This window comes from Pseudomonas sp. MYb327, assembly GCF_040438925.1.
In the GTDB taxonomy this organism is placed as follows: domain Bacteria; phylum Pseudomonadota; class Gammaproteobacteria; order Pseudomonadales; family Pseudomonadaceae; genus Aquipseudomonas.
In genome coordinates, this window is record NZ_CP159258.1 from 6103946 (window position 1) to 6124698 (window position 20753).

At 58.8% G+C, this 20753-nt stretch carries 17 protein-coding genes, 2 tRNA genes and 2 pseudogenes; 9 read left to right on the forward strand and 12 right to left on the reverse strand.

Going from position 1 to position 20753, the window contains the following annotated elements:
* The first annotated feature begins 39 nt into the window (after positions 1–39).
* Both ddlA and ABVN21_RS27670 read left to right on the forward strand, forming a co-directional pair.
* Positions 40–1134 (forward strand): D-alanine--D-alanine ligase, encoded by a 1095-nt coding sequence (gene ddlA, locus ABVN21_RS27665; RefSeq protein WP_339554606.1) that lies wholly within the window; start codon positions 40–42, stop codon positions 1132–1134.
* Between the two features lie 13 nt (positions 1135–1147).
* Positions 1148–1347, forward strand: a pseudogene (locus tag ABVN21_RS27670) (TOBE domain-containing protein); the annotation flags it as partial.
* 24 nt (positions 1348–1371) lie between these two features.
* Here ABVN21_RS27670 and ABVN21_RS27675 read toward each other — a convergent pair.
* A pseudogene (locus ABVN21_RS27675) lies at positions 1372–1548 on the reverse strand (helix-turn-helix domain-containing protein); the annotation flags it as partial.
* Positions 1549–1622: 74 nt separating this feature from the next.
* Positions 1623–3467, reverse strand: coding sequence for a gamma-glutamyltransferase (gene ggt / locus ABVN21_RS27680; RefSeq protein WP_339554608.1), 1845 nt, complete (start codon positions 3465–3467; stop codon positions 1623–1625).
* 165 nt (positions 3468–3632) lie between these two features.
* Here ggt and ABVN21_RS27685 point away from each other — a divergent pair, with 165 nt between their 5' ends.
* Complete coding sequence (locus ABVN21_RS27685) at positions 3633–4742, forward strand: DUF2817 domain-containing protein (protein WP_339554610.1); 1110 nt, start codon at positions 3633–3635, stop codon at positions 4740–4742.
* 107 nt (positions 4743–4849) lie between these two features.
* Here ABVN21_RS27685 and ABVN21_RS27690 read toward each other — a convergent pair.
* A tRNA-Met gene (locus tag ABVN21_RS27690) sits at positions 4850–4926 on the reverse strand.
* A gap of 115 nt (positions 4927–5041) precedes the next feature.
* Positions 5042–7099, reverse strand: coding sequence for a methyl-accepting chemotaxis protein (locus tag ABVN21_RS27695; RefSeq protein ID WP_339554612.1), 2058 nt, complete (start codon positions 7097–7099; stop codon positions 5042–5044).
* A gap of 333 nt (positions 7100–7432) precedes the next feature.
* Here ABVN21_RS27695 and ABVN21_RS27700 point away from each other — a divergent pair, with 333 nt between their 5' ends.
* Positions 7433–8650 carry an MFS transporter gene (locus ABVN21_RS27700; protein ID WP_339554614.1) on the forward strand — a complete coding sequence of 406 codons (1218 nt, stop codon included), beginning with the start codon at positions 7433–7435 and terminating at the stop codon, positions 8648–8650.
* Positions 8651–8801: 151 nt separating this feature from the next.
* Here the strand turns inward: ABVN21_RS27700 and ychF are convergent, their stop codons facing one another.
* The 8 genes from ychF to ABVN21_RS27740 form a co-directional block, all read right to left on the reverse strand.
* Entirely contained in the window at positions 8802–9902 is a 1101-nt protein-coding gene (gene ychF, locus ABVN21_RS27705) for a redox-regulated ATPase YchF (RefSeq protein WP_339554616.1), read from the reverse strand.
* A gap of 22 nt (positions 9903–9924) precedes the next feature.
* Positions 9925–10509 carry an aminoacyl-tRNA hydrolase gene (gene pth / locus ABVN21_RS27710; RefSeq protein ID WP_008037207.1) on the reverse strand — a complete coding sequence of 195 codons (585 nt, stop codon included), beginning with the start codon at positions 10507–10509 and terminating at the stop codon, positions 9925–9927.
* 170 nt (positions 10510–10679) lie between these two features.
* Positions 10680–11279 carry a 50S ribosomal protein L25/general stress protein Ctc gene (locus ABVN21_RS27715; protein ID WP_339554619.1) on the reverse strand — a complete coding sequence of 200 codons (600 nt, stop codon included), beginning with the start codon at positions 11277–11279 and terminating at the stop codon, positions 10680–10682.
* 141 nt (positions 11280–11420) lie between these two features.
* Entirely contained in the window at positions 11421–12362 is a 942-nt protein-coding gene (locus ABVN21_RS27720) for a ribose-phosphate pyrophosphokinase (RefSeq protein ID WP_003171603.1), read from the reverse strand.
* 45 nt (positions 12363–12407) lie between these two features.
* Positions 12408–12482, reverse strand: a tRNA-Gln gene (locus tag ABVN21_RS27725).
* A 36-nt stretch (positions 12483–12518) separates the two neighbouring features.
* Entirely contained in the window at positions 12519–13370 is an 852-nt protein-coding gene (gene ispE / locus ABVN21_RS27730; RefSeq protein WP_339554621.1) for a 4-(cytidine 5'-diphospho)-2-C-methyl-D-erythritol kinase, read from the reverse strand.
* A 1-nt stretch (position 13371) separates the two neighbouring features.
* Positions 13372–13989, reverse strand: coding sequence for a lipoprotein insertase outer membrane protein LolB (lolB, locus tag ABVN21_RS27735; RefSeq protein ID WP_339554623.1), 618 nt, complete (start codon positions 13987–13989; stop codon positions 13372–13374).
* A gap of 4 nt (positions 13990–13993) precedes the next feature.
* The gene (locus tag ABVN21_RS27740; protein WP_339554624.1) at positions 13994–15718 is read right to left on the reverse strand and encodes a tetratricopeptide repeat protein; all 1725 of its coding nucleotides are present in this window, start codon (positions 15716–15718) and stop codon (positions 13994–13996) included.
* Positions 15719–15919: 201 nt separating this feature from the next.
* Here ABVN21_RS27740 and hemA point away from each other — a divergent pair, with 201 nt between their 5' ends.
* The 5 genes from hemA to murI are packed head-to-tail and all read left to right on the forward strand — an operon-like array spanning position 15920 to position 20652.
* Positions 15920–17209: a glutamyl-tRNA reductase gene (hemA, locus tag ABVN21_RS27745; RefSeq protein ID WP_339554626.1), complete on the forward strand. Its 1290-nt coding sequence runs from the start codon at positions 15920–15922 to the stop codon at positions 17207–17209.
* Positions 17206–18288 (forward strand): peptide chain release factor 1, encoded by a 1083-nt coding sequence (prfA, locus tag ABVN21_RS27750; RefSeq protein ID WP_339554628.1) that lies wholly within the window; start codon positions 17206–17208, stop codon positions 18286–18288. Before hemA ends, prfA begins: the two co-directional genes overlap by 4 nt.
* Entirely contained in the window at positions 18289–19119 is an 831-nt protein-coding gene (gene prmC / locus ABVN21_RS27755) for a peptide chain release factor N(5)-glutamine methyltransferase (protein ID WP_339554630.1), read from the forward strand. It abuts the gene before it with no gap.
* Positions 19113–19868 (forward strand): molybdopterin-synthase adenylyltransferase MoeB, encoded by a 756-nt coding sequence (locus ABVN21_RS27760; RefSeq protein ID WP_339554632.1) that lies wholly within the window; start codon positions 19113–19115, stop codon positions 19866–19868. Before prmC ends, ABVN21_RS27760 begins: the two co-directional genes overlap by 7 nt.
* A complete protein-coding gene (murI, locus tag ABVN21_RS27765) occupies positions 19861–20652 on the forward strand; it encodes a glutamate racemase (RefSeq protein ID WP_339554634.1) in 792 nt (263 codons plus the stop codon). Before ABVN21_RS27760 ends, murI begins: the two co-directional genes overlap by 8 nt.
* Positions 20653–20753: the final 101 nt, after the last annotated feature.

Below are 20753 nucleotides of genomic sequence, written 5' to 3' on the forward strand. Positions count from 1 at the left end.
CTATCCGAAGCGTAAGCACATTCATTACGAGGCCAGGCAATGAGCAAGTTGCGTGTGGGAATTATCTTTGGTGGACGTTCGGCCGAGCATGAAGTGTCGCTGCAGTCGGCGAAGAACATCGTCGATGCGCTGGATCGTTCGCGCTTCGAGCCGGTGCTGATCGGTATCGACAAGCAAGGGCACTGGCACCTCAACGACCCGTCGAATTTCCTGCTGAACCAGGAGAACCCGGCGCTGATTGCGCTCAATCAATCCAACCGCGAACTGGCTGTTGTCCCGGGCAAGGCGAGTCAGCAGTTGGTGGAAACTTCCAGCCAGGAATTGCTGGGCCACGTCGATGTGATCTTCCCGATTGTCCACGGCACTCTTGGTGAAGACGGTTGCCTGCAAGGTCTGCTGCGTATGGCTGACCTGCCGTTCGTCGGCTCCGATGTGCTCGGCTCGGCGGTGTGCATGGACAAGGACATCAGCAAACGCCTGCTGCGTGACGCCGGGCTGGCGGTCACACCCTTCGTGACCCTGACCCGCACTACAGCGGCGCGCCACGGATTCGCCGAAGTTAGTCGCAAACTCGGTCTGCCGCTTTTCGTCAAACCGGCGAACCAGGGCTCTTCCGTAGGCGTGAGCAAGGTCCCCGGCGAAGCCGAATATGTGGCGGCGGTCGAACTCGCATTGGGCTTTGATGAGAAAGTCCTGGTCGAGTCCGCCGTCAGCGGCCGAGAGATCGAATGCGCGGTACTCGGCAATGAAGACGCCATCGCCAGTGGTTGCGGCGAGATCGTGGTGAAAAGCGGTTTCTATTCCTACGACAGCAAGTACATCGACGAAAAAGCCGCTGAAGTGGTTGTCCCGGCAGATATCAGCGTCGAGACCAGCGATCGCATTCGTGCCATGGCCGTCGAGGCGTTCCAGATTCTAGGATGTTCCGGGCTGGCACGAGTCGATGTGTTCCTGACCGACGGCGGCGAAGTCCTGATCAACGAAATCAATTCGCTGCCTGGTTTCACCCGCATCAGCATGTACCCGAAACTGTGGCAGGCGGCCGGGATGACCTACAGTGAACTGGTTACGCGACTGATCGAGCTGGCGCTGGAAAAACATCAAGCTCGGCGATCATTGAAAATCAGCCGATAAGCGAGATGCGATATCGCGCAACTACCTGGAAGGCAAAGTCACCAGCGTCACCGACGGCGCAGTGAGCGCCGAAGTGGTCATCCAGTTCGACCGCGGCGCGGACGTTTACTCGATTGTCACTCGCGACGCGGTGGCTGAATTTGGCTTGATTCGAGTGTTAGCGCGACGGCTGTGATCAAGGCGTCGCACATCATTCTGGGTGTGCCGGCCTGATTCAGAATTCTGTTTGATATCAGATCAGGCCGGTTTTACTGGCTTGATCAGGCTCTGCGCGGGTATCCCGAACAGATCGTGCAGTTTCCAGATCATCGGAAGCGTCAACGCGCGTTTTCCATTAAGTACCTCGTAGACCCGGTTTGTCCGGCCAATGGCAGGCGCAAGGTCCGCGGCGGACAATCCGGATTGCTCCATTCGAATCACGATGAGGAGTTGTTATCTATAGAAAAGGGCCGACCTCCGGTAAGCCCTTTCTCATTCGTGCGTGCGACTCAATCCCCCAACGCTTCCCCCTCACGCCGAGGATCGGCCCCGCCTGCGAGTGATGCTTTCCCGTGCGCATCCCTGGCCCGGACAATCGCCTGAGTGCCGCTGGTCATATCGATTTCGTTAACTCTGTGTCCTTTATCCTTCAGCGCTTGAATCAACGTCGGGCTGAACTGCCCGCGTTCCAGTTCGGTCGGGCCGTTGCGGCTGCCAAAGTTGGGCAGGTTGATCGCCGCTTGCGGATCGAGATTCCAGTCGAGCATCCCGATGGTGGATTTTGCGACGTACTCAATGATCTGCGAGCCGCCGGGTGAGCCGAGGGTGGCGAGGAATTCGCCGCTCTGGCGGTCGAAAATCAACGTTGGGGCCATGGACGAGCGTGGGCGTTTGCCTGGTTCGACACGGTTGGCGACCTTCTGGCCGTTCTCTTCAGGGATGAACGAGAAGTCGGTCAATTCATTGTTGAGCAGGAAGCCCTGAACCATAACGTGCGAGCCGAACCCGGATTCGATGGTGGTGGTCATGGAAACCGCGCCGCCCTCGTCATCGACCGCCACCACTTGTGAGGTGGAGATGCGCAGCGGTGAACGGTCCGGCGCGTAGGCGACCTGAATACCCGGTGGCGTGCCGGGTTTGGCTGTGCCCATGCTGCGTTCGCCGATCAAAGCAGCGCGGCTGGTCAAGTAAACCGGATCCACCAAGCCTTTGACTGGCACCGGCACGAAATCCGTATCCGCGACGTACTGCGCGCGGTCGGCATAGGCCAGGCGCTCGGCTTCGGTTATCAGGTGCACGGCTTCGGGAGACGGTTCGATGCCAGCGGGGGCGGTGGATTTGACCGGCGGCATAAGCGCCAGAGCGAGGCGTTTGTCGCGGCTTTCCAGGGCTTGCAGCGTCCCGAGGATCTGCGCCACGGCGATCCCACCCGACGACGGTGGCGGCATGCCGCAGACCTGCCAGCGTTTGTAGTCGGTACACAACGGCGCGCGCTCCTTGGCTTTGTAGTCCTTGAGGTCATCGAGCGACAGACTGCCGGGATTGGCGTGACCCTGAACCTTGGCCACGATTTCCTGGGCGATGGGGCCTTTGTACAAAGCGTCCGGGCCTTCTTTGGCAATGCGTTGGAACACGGCAGCCAGCGCCGGGTTTTTCAGGATTGTGCCAGCGGCTTTCGGGCTGCCATCGGCATTCAGAAAGTAAGCCACCATGTCCGGGGATTTTCGTATCGATGAATCCGATGCGATCAACAGATGCAGGCGCGGCGAGATTGCAAAGCCTTGATCCGCCAGTTTGATGGCCGGTTCGAACAGCTGTGCCCATGGCAGGCGGCCGTGTTTTTGATGCGCCAGTTCAAGGGCTCGCAACACGCCCGGCGTCCCCACTGAGCGACCGCCAATCTGCGCCTGGGTGAACGGCATGGGTGTGCCATCGGCTTGCAGGAACAGTTTCTCGGTGGCACCGGCCGGTGCGGTTTCGCGACCGTCGTAAGTGCGCACGTTTTTACCGTCCCAAAGCACGATCAACGCACCGCCGCCGATACCTGACGATTGCGGCTCGACCAGAGTCAGCACCGCTTGCATCGCAATCGCGGCATCAATGGCCGAACCGCCACGACGCAGCATCTCCCGCCCGGCTTCGGCCGCCAGTGGGTTAGCGGCCGCTGCCATGTGTTTCGAGGCGTGACGAGTCTGCAGGTCGGTGCGATAACCGGAGGCGCTTTCCGGCGCGACCGGCAGTGTCGAAATCGACGGTGAAGAGGGCGGGGCGTTGCAGGCCGCAAGGGTCAAAGTGGCGGCAATCAGCGACAACGCCGATCGGCGATAGCGGCTCAAGTGGAAGGCTGAGAACACGCGGGGCACTCCGTCCGTTGGAAAAGGGTTCGTGGACTTTATCGGCCACCACCGAGTGACGCAAACCGGGTCCCTCGAGCAGGATGTTTTGGTCCTTCTTCAATGGATGGATTTTCTGTAGGGTCGATCCCAAGAGAGAGGCCAGAAGATCAACAAGAGGCAATCATGCAGACCGAGTTCCCGACCCATCCCAGCTACCGTTCCCAACGTGAACAATTCCTCGCGGCAGCGTCCGCGGCAGGGGCGACGCTGACCGAGTACCAACACCCGCTTAGCGGGCCTTTTGGCGAACCTCTGAGTACGGACGTGGCGGTACTCGGCGATCCTGCCGCCAAACGCCTGATGATCGCGCTCAGCGGCACTCATGGAGTGGAAGGCTTCTATGGCTCGGGGTGTCAGATCAAATGGTTGCAGGAACTTGGGAATCGCTCGTTGCCAACGGATGTCGCGGTGGTGATGATCCATTCGATCAATCCGTGGGGCATGGCGTGGTTGCGCCGGGTCAACGAAGACAACATCGACCTGAACCGCAATCACCTGAATTTCAATGGGCCGCTGCCGGACAACCAGGCTTATAACGACCTTCATGAAATCTATGCCTGCGCTCAATTAAAAGGTCCCGAGCGTGATCGCGCCGATGCCTTGCTTGATGCGCAAATCCGCGCACATGGCTGGCCGGCGGTGATGTCAATTGTCGAAGGCGGGCAGCATGCGCATCCCGATGGACTGTTCTATGGCGGGCGGGCGCCCAGTTGGTCTAACCGTACGTTGCATCAGATTATCCAGAAGCATGTATCTCATGCCGATGTCGCCATGTGCTTCGACTTGCACACCGGTGCCGGGGAATACGGTCACCCGATGTTGCTGACGATTACCGAAGCAGCCTATCCGGCACTGAGCGACGCGCAGGCGATATATGGCCCGTGGCTTTACGCCTTGCAAACCGGCGCCGACACCCTGAGCGAAACCGGTGTGGCGGCCACCGCCACGGGCTATACCTCGCAGGCCTTGATCAATAAATTGCCGCAGGTGCGCTTGATGCCGTTCGTCATTGAGTGCGGGACGTATCCGGGGCCGGACGTGCATCGTCATCTGCGCGATGATCACTGGCTGCATCTGCACGGTAATCCGAGCGACGCGGTGGGGCATCAAATCAAATTGAATCTGCTTGAGCAGTTTTTTCCCGCCGACAGCGACTGGCAGGCCATGGTCTGGCTGCGCACCTGGCAGATTTGGGAGCGGGCGTTGTCGGCGCTGGCGTCAACGCGCTCCTGAAGCAGTTTTCCGATGGCCCGGTGAGTGATGACCGGGTTGTACTTCGGAGCCACTTTTTTCGAGGCATAAAAAAACGGCCTACCTTTCGGTAAGCCGTTTTTAGTACTTGGTGGCTACACAGGGACTTGAACCCCGGACCCCAGCATTATGAATGCTATGCTCTAACCAACTGAGCTATGTAGCCAAGTGGCGCGCATTATTCACCGGTAATGCAGATGCGTCAAGCGTAAATCTAAAATATTTCTCTACACTTTCAACCGCTTATCCTCCGAACCCGAAAAACTGGACGCAGGAGGGCATCAATTGAGCTGAAACCGGCCGGTATTGGCACTCAAGGCCTTGCTTCCCTGGCTCAAGGTATCGGCTGCAAGGTTCACTGCCCGCGCGCCTTCGAGCAAGCGGACAGCGGCTTGATCGACTTGCTGGATGTTGCCGCTGACTTCGTCGGCGGTGCTTGCTTGCTCGTCGACCGCCGTGGCGATCTGCGTCAGGGTGTCGGTGACACCTTGTACGGCACTGGCAATCTCGCCCAATCGTTCGCCCAGGCCAGTGACGGCATGGGCATCGGATTGGGCCTGGCCGCAAGCCGCTTCCATCAGGCTGACAGCTTCGTTCACGGTGCTGCGCAGGCTATCCACAGTGCCGGCGATTTGTGCGGTCGAGGACTGGGTGCGTTGTGACAGGCTGCGCACTTCATCGGCTACCACGGCAAAGCCGCGCCCCTGTTCGCCGGCGCGCGCGGCCTCGATGGCGGCGTTAAGCGCCAACAGGTTGGTCTGCTCGGCGACACCACGAATTGTGTCGACCACCAGTTGGATCTGTTGACCTTGCTCGCTGACCCGGCCCAGAGCCGCCGCTGTGTCATTCAAACGCTGATTGAGCTGCTGAATGCTCGCCGTCGTGCGCTGACTGTCGCGGCTGCTGTCGGCGGCGATGCGCTGCGTGTGCTGAGCGCTGCCTGAAGCCTGTTCGCAGCTCTTCGCTACACCTTGGGAGGTCGCGGCCAATTGCGTCGCTGCAGCGGCAATCTGGCTGATCTGCAATTGCTGGGCTTCGACTTCGCCCAAGGCACCGCTGGAGTGATGATTGAGGGTTTGCACCGCATCGCTCAGTTGCAGGGTCTCGTGATCGACGCCCAACAGGCTGGTGCGCAACTGCACCACGGCGACGTTGAGAGCGGTACTGATGGCCGCCAGTTCGTCACGGCCCTGAACCGGCACTTGCAAGCTCAGATTGCCGTCGCGCAACGCTTCGGCCAGCAAAGTAATGCCGCTGGCGCTGCGGCGTATCGAGGCCTGCAAGCAAATGAACAGATAAAGCGCGGCCAGCAACAGGCAGCTGAATATGCTCGCCACAACGATGAACTGGCGAATCGCCGAATCGTGGTAGTAATTCAGGCGTTGATCCAGTGAGACCAATGATTGCTGGCGCAGTGAGGCGAGGTCAGCGAGCAGGGCGTCCAGGCTGCGCTCGAAGTCCTCTGGCTTGAGATTGATACTGCCGCCGAATACACCGTCATCCAGGACTTTCAGGCCGGCATCGAGGTGCTTGAGGCTGTCATGGTACTGCCCGGCCCAAGTTTGCAAGGCGCTGGGCAATCGCGCTTCGAGCAGCCCGGCGGTTTTGACCAACTGCTCACGGGCATCGCCGATACGACTGCGCAGATCCCGCAGTTGCAGGCGACTTTGCAGGGTGAATTGCCCGGACACCACCGATGCCTGACCGACGCTGGCCAGACGACCGACGCGCTCGATCAGGTCTGGCGCGTGCTGGGTGGAGATCTGTGTCAGCAAGTAAGTTTCCAGCCATGGCGCCAGCGTCAGGCGATTGTCCATGGCGATCTGCTCACGTAAAGCTTGCAGGGCGCTCAAGGCATTAGTGAAACGATCGTAGCCGTCCGGCCACCAACCGACGCTGCTCAGGCTTTTCGAATCCAGGCCATTGAGGGTGGTTTGCAAGGTTTGATAACGAGACAGGGTTTCGCCATCGGCGCCTTCGGTAATCAACGCGTTGCCGAGGTCCGAGGTGGCTTGCGCGACGGCGGGCTGAACTCCATCAAACGCGGCCATGGCGGCGAGTGTGGCAGGGGTCGGCTGGCGATTGGTTTCGGTGGCGCGCCAACGTGCTGCACGGTCACGCTGGGCGGCCAGCAGGTTGTCGAGCGCATCGAGGGCGAGCAGTTGTCGAACCCCGGCACGTTCGCCGGAAATCAGGCTCAGTTTGTCGCGATAGTCCTGACCGATCATCCACAGGCTGCCGGCCAATGGCAGGATAAACAGCAGAAACAAGAGCTGAAATTTGCGTGCGAAACCAAAACGCCCCAGCAGTGCGATCCCCGGTGATAAAAATGCCTGCATGCCCCATGACTCCTTTGGACACCACGCACCATTGGCGTGCATCGACGCCATTGCGGCCCCGACCTGTGCCCTTCTAAAAGGCCTCGAAAGTTCACCTTTACCCGCTCTGTAGGCCGGCTCTGTGGCGAAACTTCCCATTCTCGGTCCCCTTTGTAAGGGGGCCGCGTTGAAGCGGATAAGCAAGGCAAGATTCAGACCATGGCTTTACGCTATCAGCGATATCGCGATGAATATCGAGGTCGTTAGCAGGCTAAGGGGATGGCGCCGGTGCACTGAAAAATGGCACATTGACGCACCTGCACACGTGCACCTACCTGTTGTCCGGAAATCCTCATGGCTATCACCAACGCCCAGCCTGCCACCACCGCGGCGCCCGCAACTTCGCAAAGCAGTCCTCTGGTCATGCGCATCATCGGCGCGGTGGCGCTGGCGCATCTGATCAACGACCTGATTCAGTCGGTATTGCCGTCGATCTATCCGATGCTCAAGGCCAACTACGGCCTGACGTTCACCCAGGTCGGCCTGATCACCTTGACCTTTCAACTGACGGCTTCGTTGCTGCAGCCTTGGGTCGGTTATCACACCGATCGTCATCCCAAACCATGGCTGTTGCCGGCCGGTACGGTCTGCACCTTGATCGGGATTCTGATGATGTCCGTCGTTGGCACTTTTCCGCTAATCTTGCTCGCGGCGGGATTGATCGGCATTGGCTCTTCGACCTTTCACCCGGAAGCCTCTCGTGTCGCGCGACTGGCTTCGGGCGGACGCTTCGGGTTGGCGCAATCGACTTTTCAGGTGGGCGGTAACGCGGGCTCGGCCTTCGGTCCGTTGCTGGCGGCAGCGATCATCATTCCATTCGGTCAGGGCCATGTCGCATGGTTCGGCTTGTTCGCAGTGTTTGCGCTGTTCGTGCTCTATCGGATTAGCCGTTGGTACGCTAATCACTTGAACCTGTTCAAGCTCAAGCAGGGCCAGGCGGCGACTCATGGGCTGTCAAAGGGGCGGGTGATCAGTGCGCTGGTGGTGCTTGGGTTGCTGGTGTTCTCCAAGTATTTCTACATGTCCAGCCTCACCAGTTACTTCACCTTTTACCTGATAGAGAAGTTCGACCTGTCGGTCGCCAGTTCGCAGCTGCACCTGTTCCTGTTTCTCGGCGCGGTAGCGGCGGGGACGTTCTTCGGTGGGCCGATTGGCGACAAGATTGGCCGCAAGGCGGTCATCTGGTTCTCGATCCTGGGCGTTGCGCCGTTCACACTGCTGCTACCCCATGTCGACCTGTTCTGGACTACTGTTCTCAGCATCGTCATCGGCTTCATCCTGGCCTCGGCGTTCTCGGCCATCGTGGTGTACGCGCAGGAGTTAGTGCCGGGCAATGTGGGGATGATCGCAGGGGTGTTCTTTGGCTTGATGTTCGGGTTCGGCGGGATTGGTGCGGCGTTGCTGGGGCATCTGGCGGACATTCACGGCATTGAGTACGTGTACTTCCTGTGCTCGTTCTTGCCGTTGTTGGGTGTGTTGGCGATCTTCTTGCCCAGAACAAAAAAAGCCTGACCCACCTATAGGAGCAGGCTTGCTGGCGATGAACGATAACGCGGTACACCTGATGCACCGCGTCGTCTGGATCGCCAGCAAGCCGGCTCCTACATGAATTTCGCGCACAAAAAAGCCGCGTATCAAACGCGGCTTTTCCTTGAGCGATGTTTTACACGTTGAAGCGGAAGTGCATCACGTCGCCGTCTTTAACGATGTAATCCTTGCCTTCCAGGCGCCATTTACCGGCTTCTTTGGTGCCGGCTTCGCCCTTGTACTGGATGAAGTCGTTGTAGGCGATCACTTCGGCGCGGATGAAGCCTTTTTCGAAGTCGGTGTGAATCACGCCGGCGGCTTGTGGTGCGGTGGCGCCGACGCGGACGGTCCAGGCGCGGACTTCTTCGACACCGGCGGTGAAGTAAGTCTGCAGGTGCAGCATCTCGTAACCAGCGCGGATCACGCGGTTTAAGCCAGGTTCTTCGAGGCCCAGGGCTTCGAGGAACATGTCTTTCTCTTCACCGTCATCGAGCTCGGCGATTTCTGCTTCGATCTTGTTGCAGACCGGAACAACCATGGCGCCTTCTTCTTCAGCGATGGCCTTGACCACGTCCAGGTGCGGGTTGTTTTCGAAACCGTCTTCAGCGACGTTGGCGATGTACATGACCGGCTTTGTGGTCAGCAGGTGGAAGCCCTTGATCACCGCTTTTTCGTCGGAGCTCATGGTCTTCATCAAGCTGCGCGCAGGCTTGCCGAGGGTGAAGTGAGCGATCAATTGCTCCAGCAGGCCTTTCTGAACCACGGCGTCCTTGTCACCGCCCTTGGCGTTGCGCGCAACTTTCTGCAGTTGCTTCTCGCAGCTATCGAGGTCGGCGAAGATCAGTTCCAGGTCGATGATTTCGATGTCGCGTTTCGGGTCGACACTGTTGGAGACGTGAATCACGTTCTCGTCTTCAAAGCAGCGGACCACGTGGGCGATGGCATCGGTTTCGCGGATGTTCGCCAGGAACTTGTTGCCCAGGCCTTCACCTTTCGACGCGCCGGCAACCAGGCCCGCGATGTCGACGAATTCCATGGTGGTCGGCAGGATGCGCTTCGGATTGACGATGGCTGCCAGGGCTTCCAGACGCGGATCCGGCATCGGCACGATACCGCTGTTGGGTTCGATGGTGCAGAAGGGGAAGTTCTCGGCCGCGATCCCGGATTTGGTCAGGGCGTTGAACAGGGTGGACTTGCCGACGTTAGGCAGGCCGACGATGCCGCAATTGAATCCCATGGTGTTTCCCCTCGGATAAGAGTCAGGCCTTCTGGCTGTGCAGGTTTTTCATCGCGCGGTTCCATTCACCGGCGAGGATATCCGGCAGCACGCCGAGGGCAAAGTCGATGCTGGCATCGAGTTTTTCCTGTTCGGCGCGTGGCGCACGACCCAGGACGAAATTTGAAACCATACTGGCGACGCCCGGGTGGCCGATGCCAAGCCGCAGACGGTAGAAAGTATTCTGATTGCCCAGTTGCGCAATGATGTCGCGCAACCCGTTGTGACCGCCATGGCCGCCGCCCTGTTTGAGCTTGGCGACGCCCGGAGGCAGATCGAGTTCGTCGTGCGCCACGAGGATTTCTTCAGGCTTGATGCGGAAGAAGCCAGCGAGAGCCGCTACAGCCTGGCCGCTGCGGTTCATGTACGTGGTGGGAATCAGTAGACGAACATCCTGACCCTGGTGCGAATAGCGCCCGGTCAGGCCGAAATATTTGCGATCGGCCACAAGGTTGACGCCTTGTGCGTTCGCGATGCGCTCAACAAAAAGGGCCCCTGCGTTATGCCGGGTCTGTTCGTATTCAGCACCTGGATTTCCCAGGCCAACGATCAGTTTGATGGCAGTCACGATAGGGGCCCTTCCTTGGAGTGGTGGATAACATCGCCGCAATCAGAGAGAGCGGCGAAAGTGGACGAAAAATGCTCATTTACCATGATGTAAACTCCGCGTTCTCGCCCGCTTTCTCGCTACGTTCCAGTCCGCGATGTTACTTGATCACTCCGGCTTCACAGAGTGAATTACTCTGCAGCGCCTTCGGTAGCTTCTGGAGCAACACGTGGAGCGTGGACGTTGGCAACAGCCTTGTCATCGCCGTGTGCCAGAGCCACGAACTCAACGCCTTTAGGGGCTTTGAGGTCAGACAGGTGAATGATCGAGCCGATTTCGGCGTTAGCCAGATCGACTTCGATGAATTCAGGCAGGTCTTTCGGCAGGCAGGAAACTTCGATTTCCGAAGTTACGTGCGAGATTTCGCCGCCTTTCTTGGTCGGTGCTTCTTCGTTGACGAAGTGCACTGGAACGATAGCGGTCAACTTCTGGCCAGCTACTACGCGTACGAAGTCAGCGTGCATCACGTGGCCTTTGGCCGGGTGACGCTGCAGGGCTTTGATCACGACGTTCTGCTTGGTGCCACCAACGTTCAGCTCGATGATGTGGCTGTAAGCCGCTTCGTTTTCGAGCAGTTTGGCAACTTCTTTGGCCAGCATGCTGATGGATTCAGGGGCTTTTTCGCCACCGTAAACTACAGCTGGAACCAGGCTTGCGAGACGACGCAGGCGGCGGCTCGCACCTTTCCCCAGGTCGGAACGCACTTCAGCATTCAGAGTAAAATCGTTCATGTTGTATCTCCAAAATAACCACATTCGCCCCAGCGTTTGCGACCAGCGCTAAAGGCGATATGGGCAAAAAAGCCCCGCCCCGACAGGAATGCCGGGGCGGGGCGCTTTTCGTCAACGAGATGTTCGAGAAGGGCAGGGCCCTTAACGGAACATCGCGCTGATCGATTCTTCATTGCTGATGCGGCGGACCGCCTCGGCAACTACCGGTGCGATATCCAGTTGACGGATACGCGCACAGGCTTGTGCTGCAGCGGACAGCGGGATGGTGTTGGTCACCACCAGCTCGTCCAGCACGGAATTTTCAATGTTTTCGATCGCCCGACCCGACAGCACAGGGTGCGTGCAGTAGGCGAAAACCTTGGCAGCGCCATGCTCTTTCAAGGCCTTGGCCGCGTGGCACAGGGTGCCGGCGGTATCGACCATGTCATCGACCAGAATACAGGTACGCCCTTCGACATCACCGATGATATGCATCACTTCAGAGTGATTGGCTTTCTCACGGCGTTTGTCGATGATCCCGAGATCCACGCCCAGCGACTTGGCAACGGCACGTGCTCGCACGACGCCACCAATGTCCGGGGACACGATCATCAGGTTTTCGAAGCGCTGATCTTCAATGTCATCCACCAGAACCGGGGAGCCGTAGATGTTATCTACCGGAATATCGAAGAAACCCTGGATTTGGTCAGCATGCAGATCAACCGTGAGAACACGGTCGATGCCGACTACGGTAAGCATGTCAGCAACGACTTTCGCGCTGATAGCTACACGTGCGGAGCGCGGACGGCGATCCTGACGGGCATAACCAAAGTAAGGAATAACAGCAGTGATACGAGTAGCCGAGGAGCGGCGGAAGGCATCAGCCATCACTACCAGTTCCATCAGGTTATCGTTGGTCGGAGCGCAAGTCGGCTGAATAATGAAGACGTCTTTACCGCGAACGTTTTCATTGATCTCGGCTGTAATTTCGCCGTCGGAGAATTTACCGACAGAGATGTCACCGAGAGGGATATGCAGCTGACGTACGACACGCCGAGCCAGATCGGGGTTAGCGTTCCCCGTAAAGACCATCATCTTGGACACGCGCAGTACCTAGAGGCTGAGGGTAACCTGGATGAGTATAGAAAATGGCAGGGGCGGCTGGATTCGAACCAACGCATGGCAGGATCAAAACCTGCTGCCTTACCGCTTGGCGACGCCCCTGTATCTGTTGCAACGATTACCCAGTAATCGGTTCCTTTAGAGCAGACTTTGAAGCTTGCGATGCAACATCGAAATGTTGCTTCCTTTTGCTACAAAACCTGTAAGGGTCTCTGTAAGAAGGGCCGAGACTTTATCAGCTTCAGCTTTGCTTGGGAAGCCCCCAAACACACAACTTCCAGTTCCGGTGAGTTTTGCTTCGGTAAATTTACCTAACAAATTCAACGCGTTACGTACCTCTGGATAACGCCTTGCTACTACCGGCAAGCAGTCGTTTCGACTGTTTCCCTTGGGAACGGGGCGCACTTTAATGGGCGGCGTGTTACGTGTCAACAACGGATCGGAAAAAATTTCTGCCGTACTAACAGATACTTGCGGCACCAGCACCAGATACCACGGTTCTTCCGGATATTCAGGGGTCAGTTTCTCCCCCACACCCTCAGCGAAAGCCGCGTGTCCGCGCACGAAAACCGGGACGTCGGCGCCAAGCGTCAACCCCAGCGCGGCCAGCCGGTCTTCATCCCAGCCCAATTGCCAGAGGTGATTCAGACCCAGCAAGGTCGTCGCGGCATTCGAACTGCCGCCACCGATTCCGCCGCCCATGGGCAGGATCTTGTCGATCCAGATATCAATCCCGAGTGAGCAACCGGATTGCTCCTGAAGTTTTTTCGCGGCTTTGACGATCAGGTTGCTGTCGTGCGGGACACCGTCAAACTCGGTGTGCAGATGAATGACACCGTCATCGCGCACGGCGAAGGTGATCTCGTCGCCGTAGTCGAGAAATTGAAACAGCGTTTGCAACTCGTGGTACCCGTCTTCACGGCGACCCAGAATGTGCAGCATCAAATTAAGCTTGGCCGGGGAGGGCAGGGTCAGGCGATTGGCTGGCATGTCATTGACCCAGTTTGCGCGGTTGCCAGGCCTTGATCACCAGCGTGACATCAAGGTCGGTGCCGTGCAGTTTGATTCGCTCGGGCAGCCAGTAGCCGTTTTGCTCGATGTACGAGGAGTATTCGATCTGCCAGCCGTCCTGCTCAAGATTGGCCAGGCGGCTGTCAGCGTCGAGAGTCAGACGACTCTTGCTGTCCGGAGCCGGCAGCCCGCGGACCCACCAGGCCAGATTGGCGACAGGTAGCTTCCAGCCGAGTTGCTCTTCAAGCAGTGCATCCGGGGATTCGGCTTCATAACGACCCTGGTTGGCGACTTCCAGAGAAACCTTGCCTGGACGTCCGGTCAGGCGTGCCGCGCCGCGACCCAGGGGGCCGGAAAGGCGGATGTCGTAGTAATCCTGGCGCTGCAGCCAGAACAGCGTGCCGCTTCCGGAATCCTTTGGCGCACGAATGCCGATCTTGCCGTCGATTTGCCAGCCATCGAGGTTGGTCAGTTGCTGTTTATGCTCGCGCCATTGGGTGGGATTTCCGTGGCCCTCGACCGATTCGCGGGCACCGAAGCCCGCGCAACCGGCGAGCAGGGTGATGAAACTGAAAACGATGATGTGGCGCAAAAACATAATCTTAAAGAGTCTCTGATCCGGTCAGGCGCTTGATGGTGCTGCGCAGGGTTGGGCTGTCAGGCTGTTCCTTGAGGAACTTGCCCCAGATTTGTTTGGCTTCGCGTTGCTTGCCATTGGCCCACAGGACTTCGCCCAGGTGCGCGGCGATTTCCTGATCGGGGAAGCGCTCCAGCGCCAGGCGCAGGTAACGTTCGGCCTCATCGAGATTGCCCAGGCGGAAATTCACCCAGCCGAGGCTGTCTAGGACCGCCGGGTCTTCCGGATTTATCTTGTGCGCCTGTTCGATCAGGGCCTTGGCTTCGGCGTAGCGCGTCGTGCGATCGGAAAGGGTGTAGCCGAGGGCGTTCAACGCCATGGCATTGTCCGGATCGCGCTTGATGATCAGGCGCAGATCTTTCTCCATTTGCGCCAGATCGTTGCGCTTTTCCGCCTGCATGGCACGGGTGTAGAGCAGATTCAGGTCGTCCGGGTATTTTTGCAGGGCTTGGTCCAGGACTTGCCACCCCTTGTCTCCCTGTTTGTTGGCGGACAGGGTTTCGGCTTCGATCAGATATAGCTGGATCGCGTAATCCGGTTGCTCGTCACGTTCTGCCGCCAGCTTGCGCTGGGCTTCGGCCGTCTTGCCGTTGTTCATCAGGATGTCGGCCTGACGCAACTGCGCCGGCAAGTAATCGTTGCCAGGGCCGACCTGGCCGTATTCGATGAGCGCGCCTTGTGGGTCATTGCGTTCTTCGGCAATGCGACCCAGGTTCAGGTGTGCCGAATCCACGTGGCTGTCCCGGGCAATCAAGTCTTCCAGATAACCTTTGGCTTCATCCCAGGCCTTGGCTTCCAGGCATACCAGGGCCAGGGAATAACGCAGTTCGTCGTCGTCCGGATATTGCTGGACCAGGCTGGAAAATTCGGCTTTGGCGTCGTCCATGCGGTCCTGTTCGACCAGCATGCGCGCGTAAGTCAGGCGCAGGCGTTTGTCGTCCGGATATTTTTTGATGCTTTTTTGCAGCAGCGGCAAGGCTTCGTCGCCGCGATCGAGGCTTTGCAGCAGACGTGCGCGCAGCAGGATTGGAGCAATCTCGCCGTCGTCCGGCGGATTATCTTCCAGCAAGGCCAGTGCGCCTTTCGCGTCGCCATCCTGTTGCATCAATAAGGCCTTGCCGAAAATCAGCTGACTATTGTTCGGGTGGCGTTGCAGCAGGCGGTCAAAACTTTTCATCAAGCCATCGCGCGTGTCCTGGTCGGTGTCGGCCGCGGACAGGGCGAGAAAGTCGAAGTGGGTGTCGCCCTTGCCCAGCAGGACTTTCTCCATATAAACCATGGAATCGTCATAGCGCCCGGCACGTGCCAGTTGCACGGCTGCTGCGCGCTGCGCTTCAAGGTCGTCGGGGGCATTTTTCGCCCAGATCAGCGCGGTATCGAGGGCAGCCTGGTCGGCACCCAGGTACTCGGCAATGCGAAATGCCCGCTCGGAAATGCCCGGATCCTGGGTATTGACGGCTTGGGTGACATAGTTGTCCAGGGCAATGTCGAAGCGATTGCGCTGACCAGCCAGCTCGGCGCTCAGCAAGCTGAAGACTGTGTCTTCGCTGAACGAGCTGTATACCTTGGGCTTTTCAGGTGCCGGAGTGCTGCCTTCGACCGGCGACGGGTCGTCCGTCGACACGGGCGCAAAGGCTTGGCAGCCGCTGAGCAAGACAAAGGCGAGGAGCAACGCGGAAGATCTATTCATATAGGAAGAGGACGACTAACCTGCGGTCGGATCATCATGACACAAGCTTTGTGGCAAACATAACCGCCCCGTTATATTCCCGAAACAAGAATGGCTCGCAAGCCGAGGCGTCTCCCATCGGGGCGATAGATATCGAGTAGTTGTTCTGAATCTGACGAAGTAGGACAATTGCCGGCTTCACGTCACCATCAGCGACTTTGAATGGCCTTCCTTGCACTCGGCATCAACCACAAGACTGCTTCAGTAGACGTCCGCGAGCGCGTGGCCTTTACCCCTGAGCAGCTGGTGGAGGCCTTGCAGCAGCTCTGCCGACTCACCGACAGCCGCGAAGCTGCGATCCTCTCCACCTGCAATCGCAGCGAACTGTATATAGAACAGGATCACCTGTCGGCGGATATCGTGCTGCGCTGGCTGGCCGAATATCATCATTTGAGCCTCGAAGAGCTGCGCGCGAGCAGTTATGTGCACGAAGATGATGCGGCAGTTCGTCACATGATGCGGGTGGCTTCCGGGCTCGATTCGCTGGTGTTGGGCGAGCCGCAGATCCTCGGCCAGATGAAATCCGCCTACGCCGTGGCGCGTGAGGCCGGCACCATCGGTCCGCTGCTCGGGCGCCTGTTCCAGGCCACGTTCAATGCCGCCAAGCAAGTGCGCACCGACACCGCCATTGGTGAAAACCCGGTGTCCGTGGCGTTTGCCGCGGTCAGTCTGGCGAAACAGATTTTCAGCGACTTGCAACGCAGTCAGGCCCTGTTGATTGGTGCCGGCGAGACCATCACCCTGGTCGCCCGTCATCTGCATGACTTGGGTGTAAAGCGCATCGTCGTGGCCAACCGCACGTTAGAGCGCGCCAGCACACTGGCTGAACAATTCGGCGCGCACGCGGTGCTGCTGTCGGACATTCCGGCTGAACTGGTGCGTAGCGATATCGTCATCAGTTCCACCGCCAGCCAGTTGCCGATCCTTGGCAAGGGTGCGGTGGAAAGCGCTCTGAAACTGCGCAAGCACAAACCGATTTTCATGGTGGATATTGCCGTTCCTCGGGATATCGAACCCGAAGTCGGCGAGTTGGACGACGTTTACCTGTATAGCGTCGACGATCTTCACGAAGTGGTCGCCGAAAACCTCAAGAGCCGTCAGGGTGCCGCGCAAGCGGCCGAAGAGATGGTCTCGGTCGGTGCTGAAGATTTCATGGTGCGCCTGCGTGAATTGGCGGCGGTGGACGTACTCAAGGCCTATCGTCAACAAAGCGAACGCTTGCGCGACGAAGAACTGCAAAAGGCCCAGCGCCTGCTGGCCAACGGTACGAGCGCCGAAGAGGTGCTGGTGCAATTGGCGCGTGGCCTGACCAACAAACTGTTGCACGCACCGAGCGTGCAGTTGAAAAAGCTCTCTGCCGAAGGTCGCCTCGATGCGCTGGCGATGGCTCAGGAACTCTTCGCCCTCGGTGAGGGCTCATCGGAAAGCTTTTCGGATAAGAAACCGCAATGAAAGCGTCACTGCTCAATAAGCTGGACATCCTCCAGGACCGTTTCGAGGAATTGACCGCCTTGCTTGGCGATGGCGAGGTCATTTCCGATCAAAACAAATTCCGCACCTATTCCAAGGAATACGCGGAAGTCGAGCCGATTGTCGAAACCTATAAACAGTTGCTGAAAGTGCAGGGTGACCTTGAAGGCGCCCAGGCACTGCTCAAGGATAGCGACCCGGACATGCGTGAAATGGCCGTGGAAGAAGTCCGCGAAGCCAAGGAACGTCTGGTCGAACTGGAAGCCAATCTGCAACGCATGCTGTTGCCCAAGGACCCTAACGACGGGCGCAACGTGTTCCTCGAAATCCGTGCCGGCACCGGTGGTGACGAAGCGGCGATTTTCTCCGGCGACCTCTTCCGCATGTATTCGCGTTACGCCGAGCGTCGCGGCTGGCGGGTGGAGATCCTCTCGGAAAACGAGGGTGAGCACGGTGGCTATAAAGAAGTCATCGCCCGGGTTGAAGGCGATAACGTCTACGGCAAATTGAAATTCGAATCCGGCGCACACCGCGTACAGCGAGTCCCGGCCACCGAATCCCAAGGTCGCATCCATACCTCGGCCTGCACCGTGGCGGTGTTGCCCGAGCCGGACGAGCAGGAAGCGATCGAGATCAACCCGGCGGATTTGCGGATCGATACCTATCGCTCCTCCGGCGCCGGCGGTCAGCACGTCAACAAAACCGACTCGGCGATCCGTATTACGCACTTGCCGTCCGGTATTGTCGTGGAATGCCAGGAAGAACGTTCGCAGCACAAAAACCGTGCGCGGGCGATGTCCTGGCTGTCGGCCAAGCTCAACGACCAGCAGACCAGCGCCGCCGCCAATGCCATCGCCAGCGAGCGTAAATTGCTGGTGGGTTCGGGCGACCGCTCCGAACGTATCCGTACTTATAACTTTGCCCAGGGCCGGGTCACCGACCATCGGGTCAACCTGACGCTCTATTCCCTCGACGAAATCCTCGCCGGTGGCGTCGATGCGGTGATCGAGCCGTTGTTGGCCGAGTACCAGGCCGATCAACTGGCGGCGATAGGTGAGTAAATGACGATCATTGCCAGTTTGTTGCGCGCCGCCGATTTGCCCGATTCGCCCACGGCCCGTCTGGATGCCGAATTGTTGCTGGCGTCGGCGTTGGGCAAGTCCCGCAGCTTTCTGCACACCTGGCCGGAGCGCATCGTCCCGAGCGAAGCGGCGTTGATCTTCGCCGAGTATCTGCAGCGTCGTCGCGGCGGTGAGCCAGTGGCCTACATTCTCGGCCAGCAAGGTTTCTGGAAGCTTGATCTGGAAGTCGCACCGCACACGCTGATCCCGCGCCCGGACACCGAGTTGCTGGTGGAAGCCGCACTCGAACTGCTACCCGCCACGCCGGGCAAAGTCCTTGACCTCGGCACCGGCAGCGGCGCGATTGCCCTGGCCCTGGCCAGCGAGCGTCCGGCGTGGAAGGTCACCGCCGTGGATCGCGTGCTGGAAGCCGTGGCTCTGGCCGAACGCAATCGCCAGCGCTTGCACCTGAACAACGCCACCGTGCTGAGCAGTCATTGGTTCAGCGCTCTACAAGGACAGCGTTTTCAATTGATCATCAGCAATCCGCCGTACATTGCTGCAGCTGATCCGCATCTGGTGGAAGGCGATGTGCGCTTCGAACCGGCCAGTGCGTTGGTGGCCGGGGTCGACGGTCTCGACGACCTGCGTTTGATTGTCGCCGAAGCGCCGGATCATCTCGAGGCCGGTGGCTGGCTGATGCTCGAACACGGTTACGATCAAGCCGAGGCGGTGCGTGATTTGTTGCTGACGCGTGGCTTTGAAGAGGTTCATAGCCGCACCGACCTCGGCGGTCATCAACGCATCAGTCTGGGACGCTTGCCATGCTGAGTGATCAGGAATTGCTGCGTTACAGTCGGCAAATTCTGCTGCACCACGTCGATATCGACGGACAGTTGCGTTTGAAAGAAAGTCGCGTATTGATTGTCGGGCTCGGTGGCTTGGGCGCGCCGGTGGCCTTGTACCTGGCTGCCGCGGGCATCGGCGAGTTGCACTTGGCGGACTTTGATACGGTCGATCTGACCAACCTGCAACGCCAGATCATTCACGACACCGACAGCGTCGGGTTGAGCAAGGTCGATTCGGCGATCAAGCGTCTGACGGCGATCAATCCCGAGATTCAACTGATCGCCCATCGCACGGCGCTGGATGAAGATTCTTTGGCGGCTGCGGTGGCCGCGGTGGATCTGGTGCTCGACTGTTCCGACAATTTCTCGACCCGCGAAGCGGTCAACGCTGCTTGCGTGGCTGCGGCCAAGCCCCTGGTCAGCGGCGCGGCGATTCGCCTCGAGGGGCAGTTGTCAGTGTTCGATCCGCGTCGTCCGGAGAGTCCGTGCTACCACTGTTTATACGGGCACGGCAGTGAGGCTGAATTGACCTGCAGCGAAGCCGGAGTGGTGGGGCCGTTGGTAGGCCTGGTCGGCAGCCTGCAAGCCCTTGAAGCGTTGAAGTTGTTGGCGGGTTTTGGCGAGCCGCTGGTGGGGCGCCTGTTGCTGATCGATGCTTTGGGCACGCGCTTCCGTGAATTGCGGGTCAAGCGCGATCCGGGTTGCAGCGTTTGTGGGCCGAAGCATGCGTGAAGCGCCGATCGGCGTGTTCGACTCCGGTGTCGGTGGGCTTTCGGTGCTGGCCGAGATCAAGCAGCTGCTGCCCAACGAGTCTTTGTTATACGTCGCCGACTGCGGGAACATTCCCTACGGCGAGAAAACCCCGGAATTTATCCGCCAGCGTTGCAGCGTCATGGCCGATTTTTTTCAGAAGCAGGGCGCCAAAGCCCTGGTACTGGCTTGCAACACCGCCACCGTGGCCGGTGTTGCCGATTTGCGACGGGACTATCCCGAATGGCCCATCGTCGGCATGGAACCTGCGGTCAAGCCCGCGGCCGCCGCGACCCGTAGCGGTGTGGTCGGCGTGCTGGCCACGACCGGCACGTTGCAGAGTGCCAAGTTCGCCGCCTTGCTCGACCGTTTCGCCACTGACGTTCGGGTGATCACTCAACCTTGCCCCGGGTTGGTGGAGCACATTGAAAATGGCGATCTGCACAGCCCCGCTTTACGTCAATTGCTGGCCGGTTATGTCGCGCCGCTACTCGGCGCAGGTGCTGACACCATTATTCTGGGCTGCACTCACTATCCTTTCCTCAAGCCGTTGCTCAAGCAGATGATCCCGGACGACATCAGTCTCATCGACACTGGCGCGGCTGTCGCACGACAACTTCAGCGTCTTTTGGTCGAGCGCAACTTGCTCGCCGAAGGGCCAGTAAGGGCCGCGCAATTCTGGACTAGTGCCGATCCGGATCACTTCAGAAATATATTGCCGATCTTGTGGAATACCGCTGGCGATGTGCGAAGCTTTAAAGGTTAGAAAAGTCTTGGGGCAAGCGAATAATTGGAGTGAACTTCTGATAAATCGCCGACTTCTATAGCAAGGTGCGTCGAGCATAAAAAAATCAAACGAAATCGTTC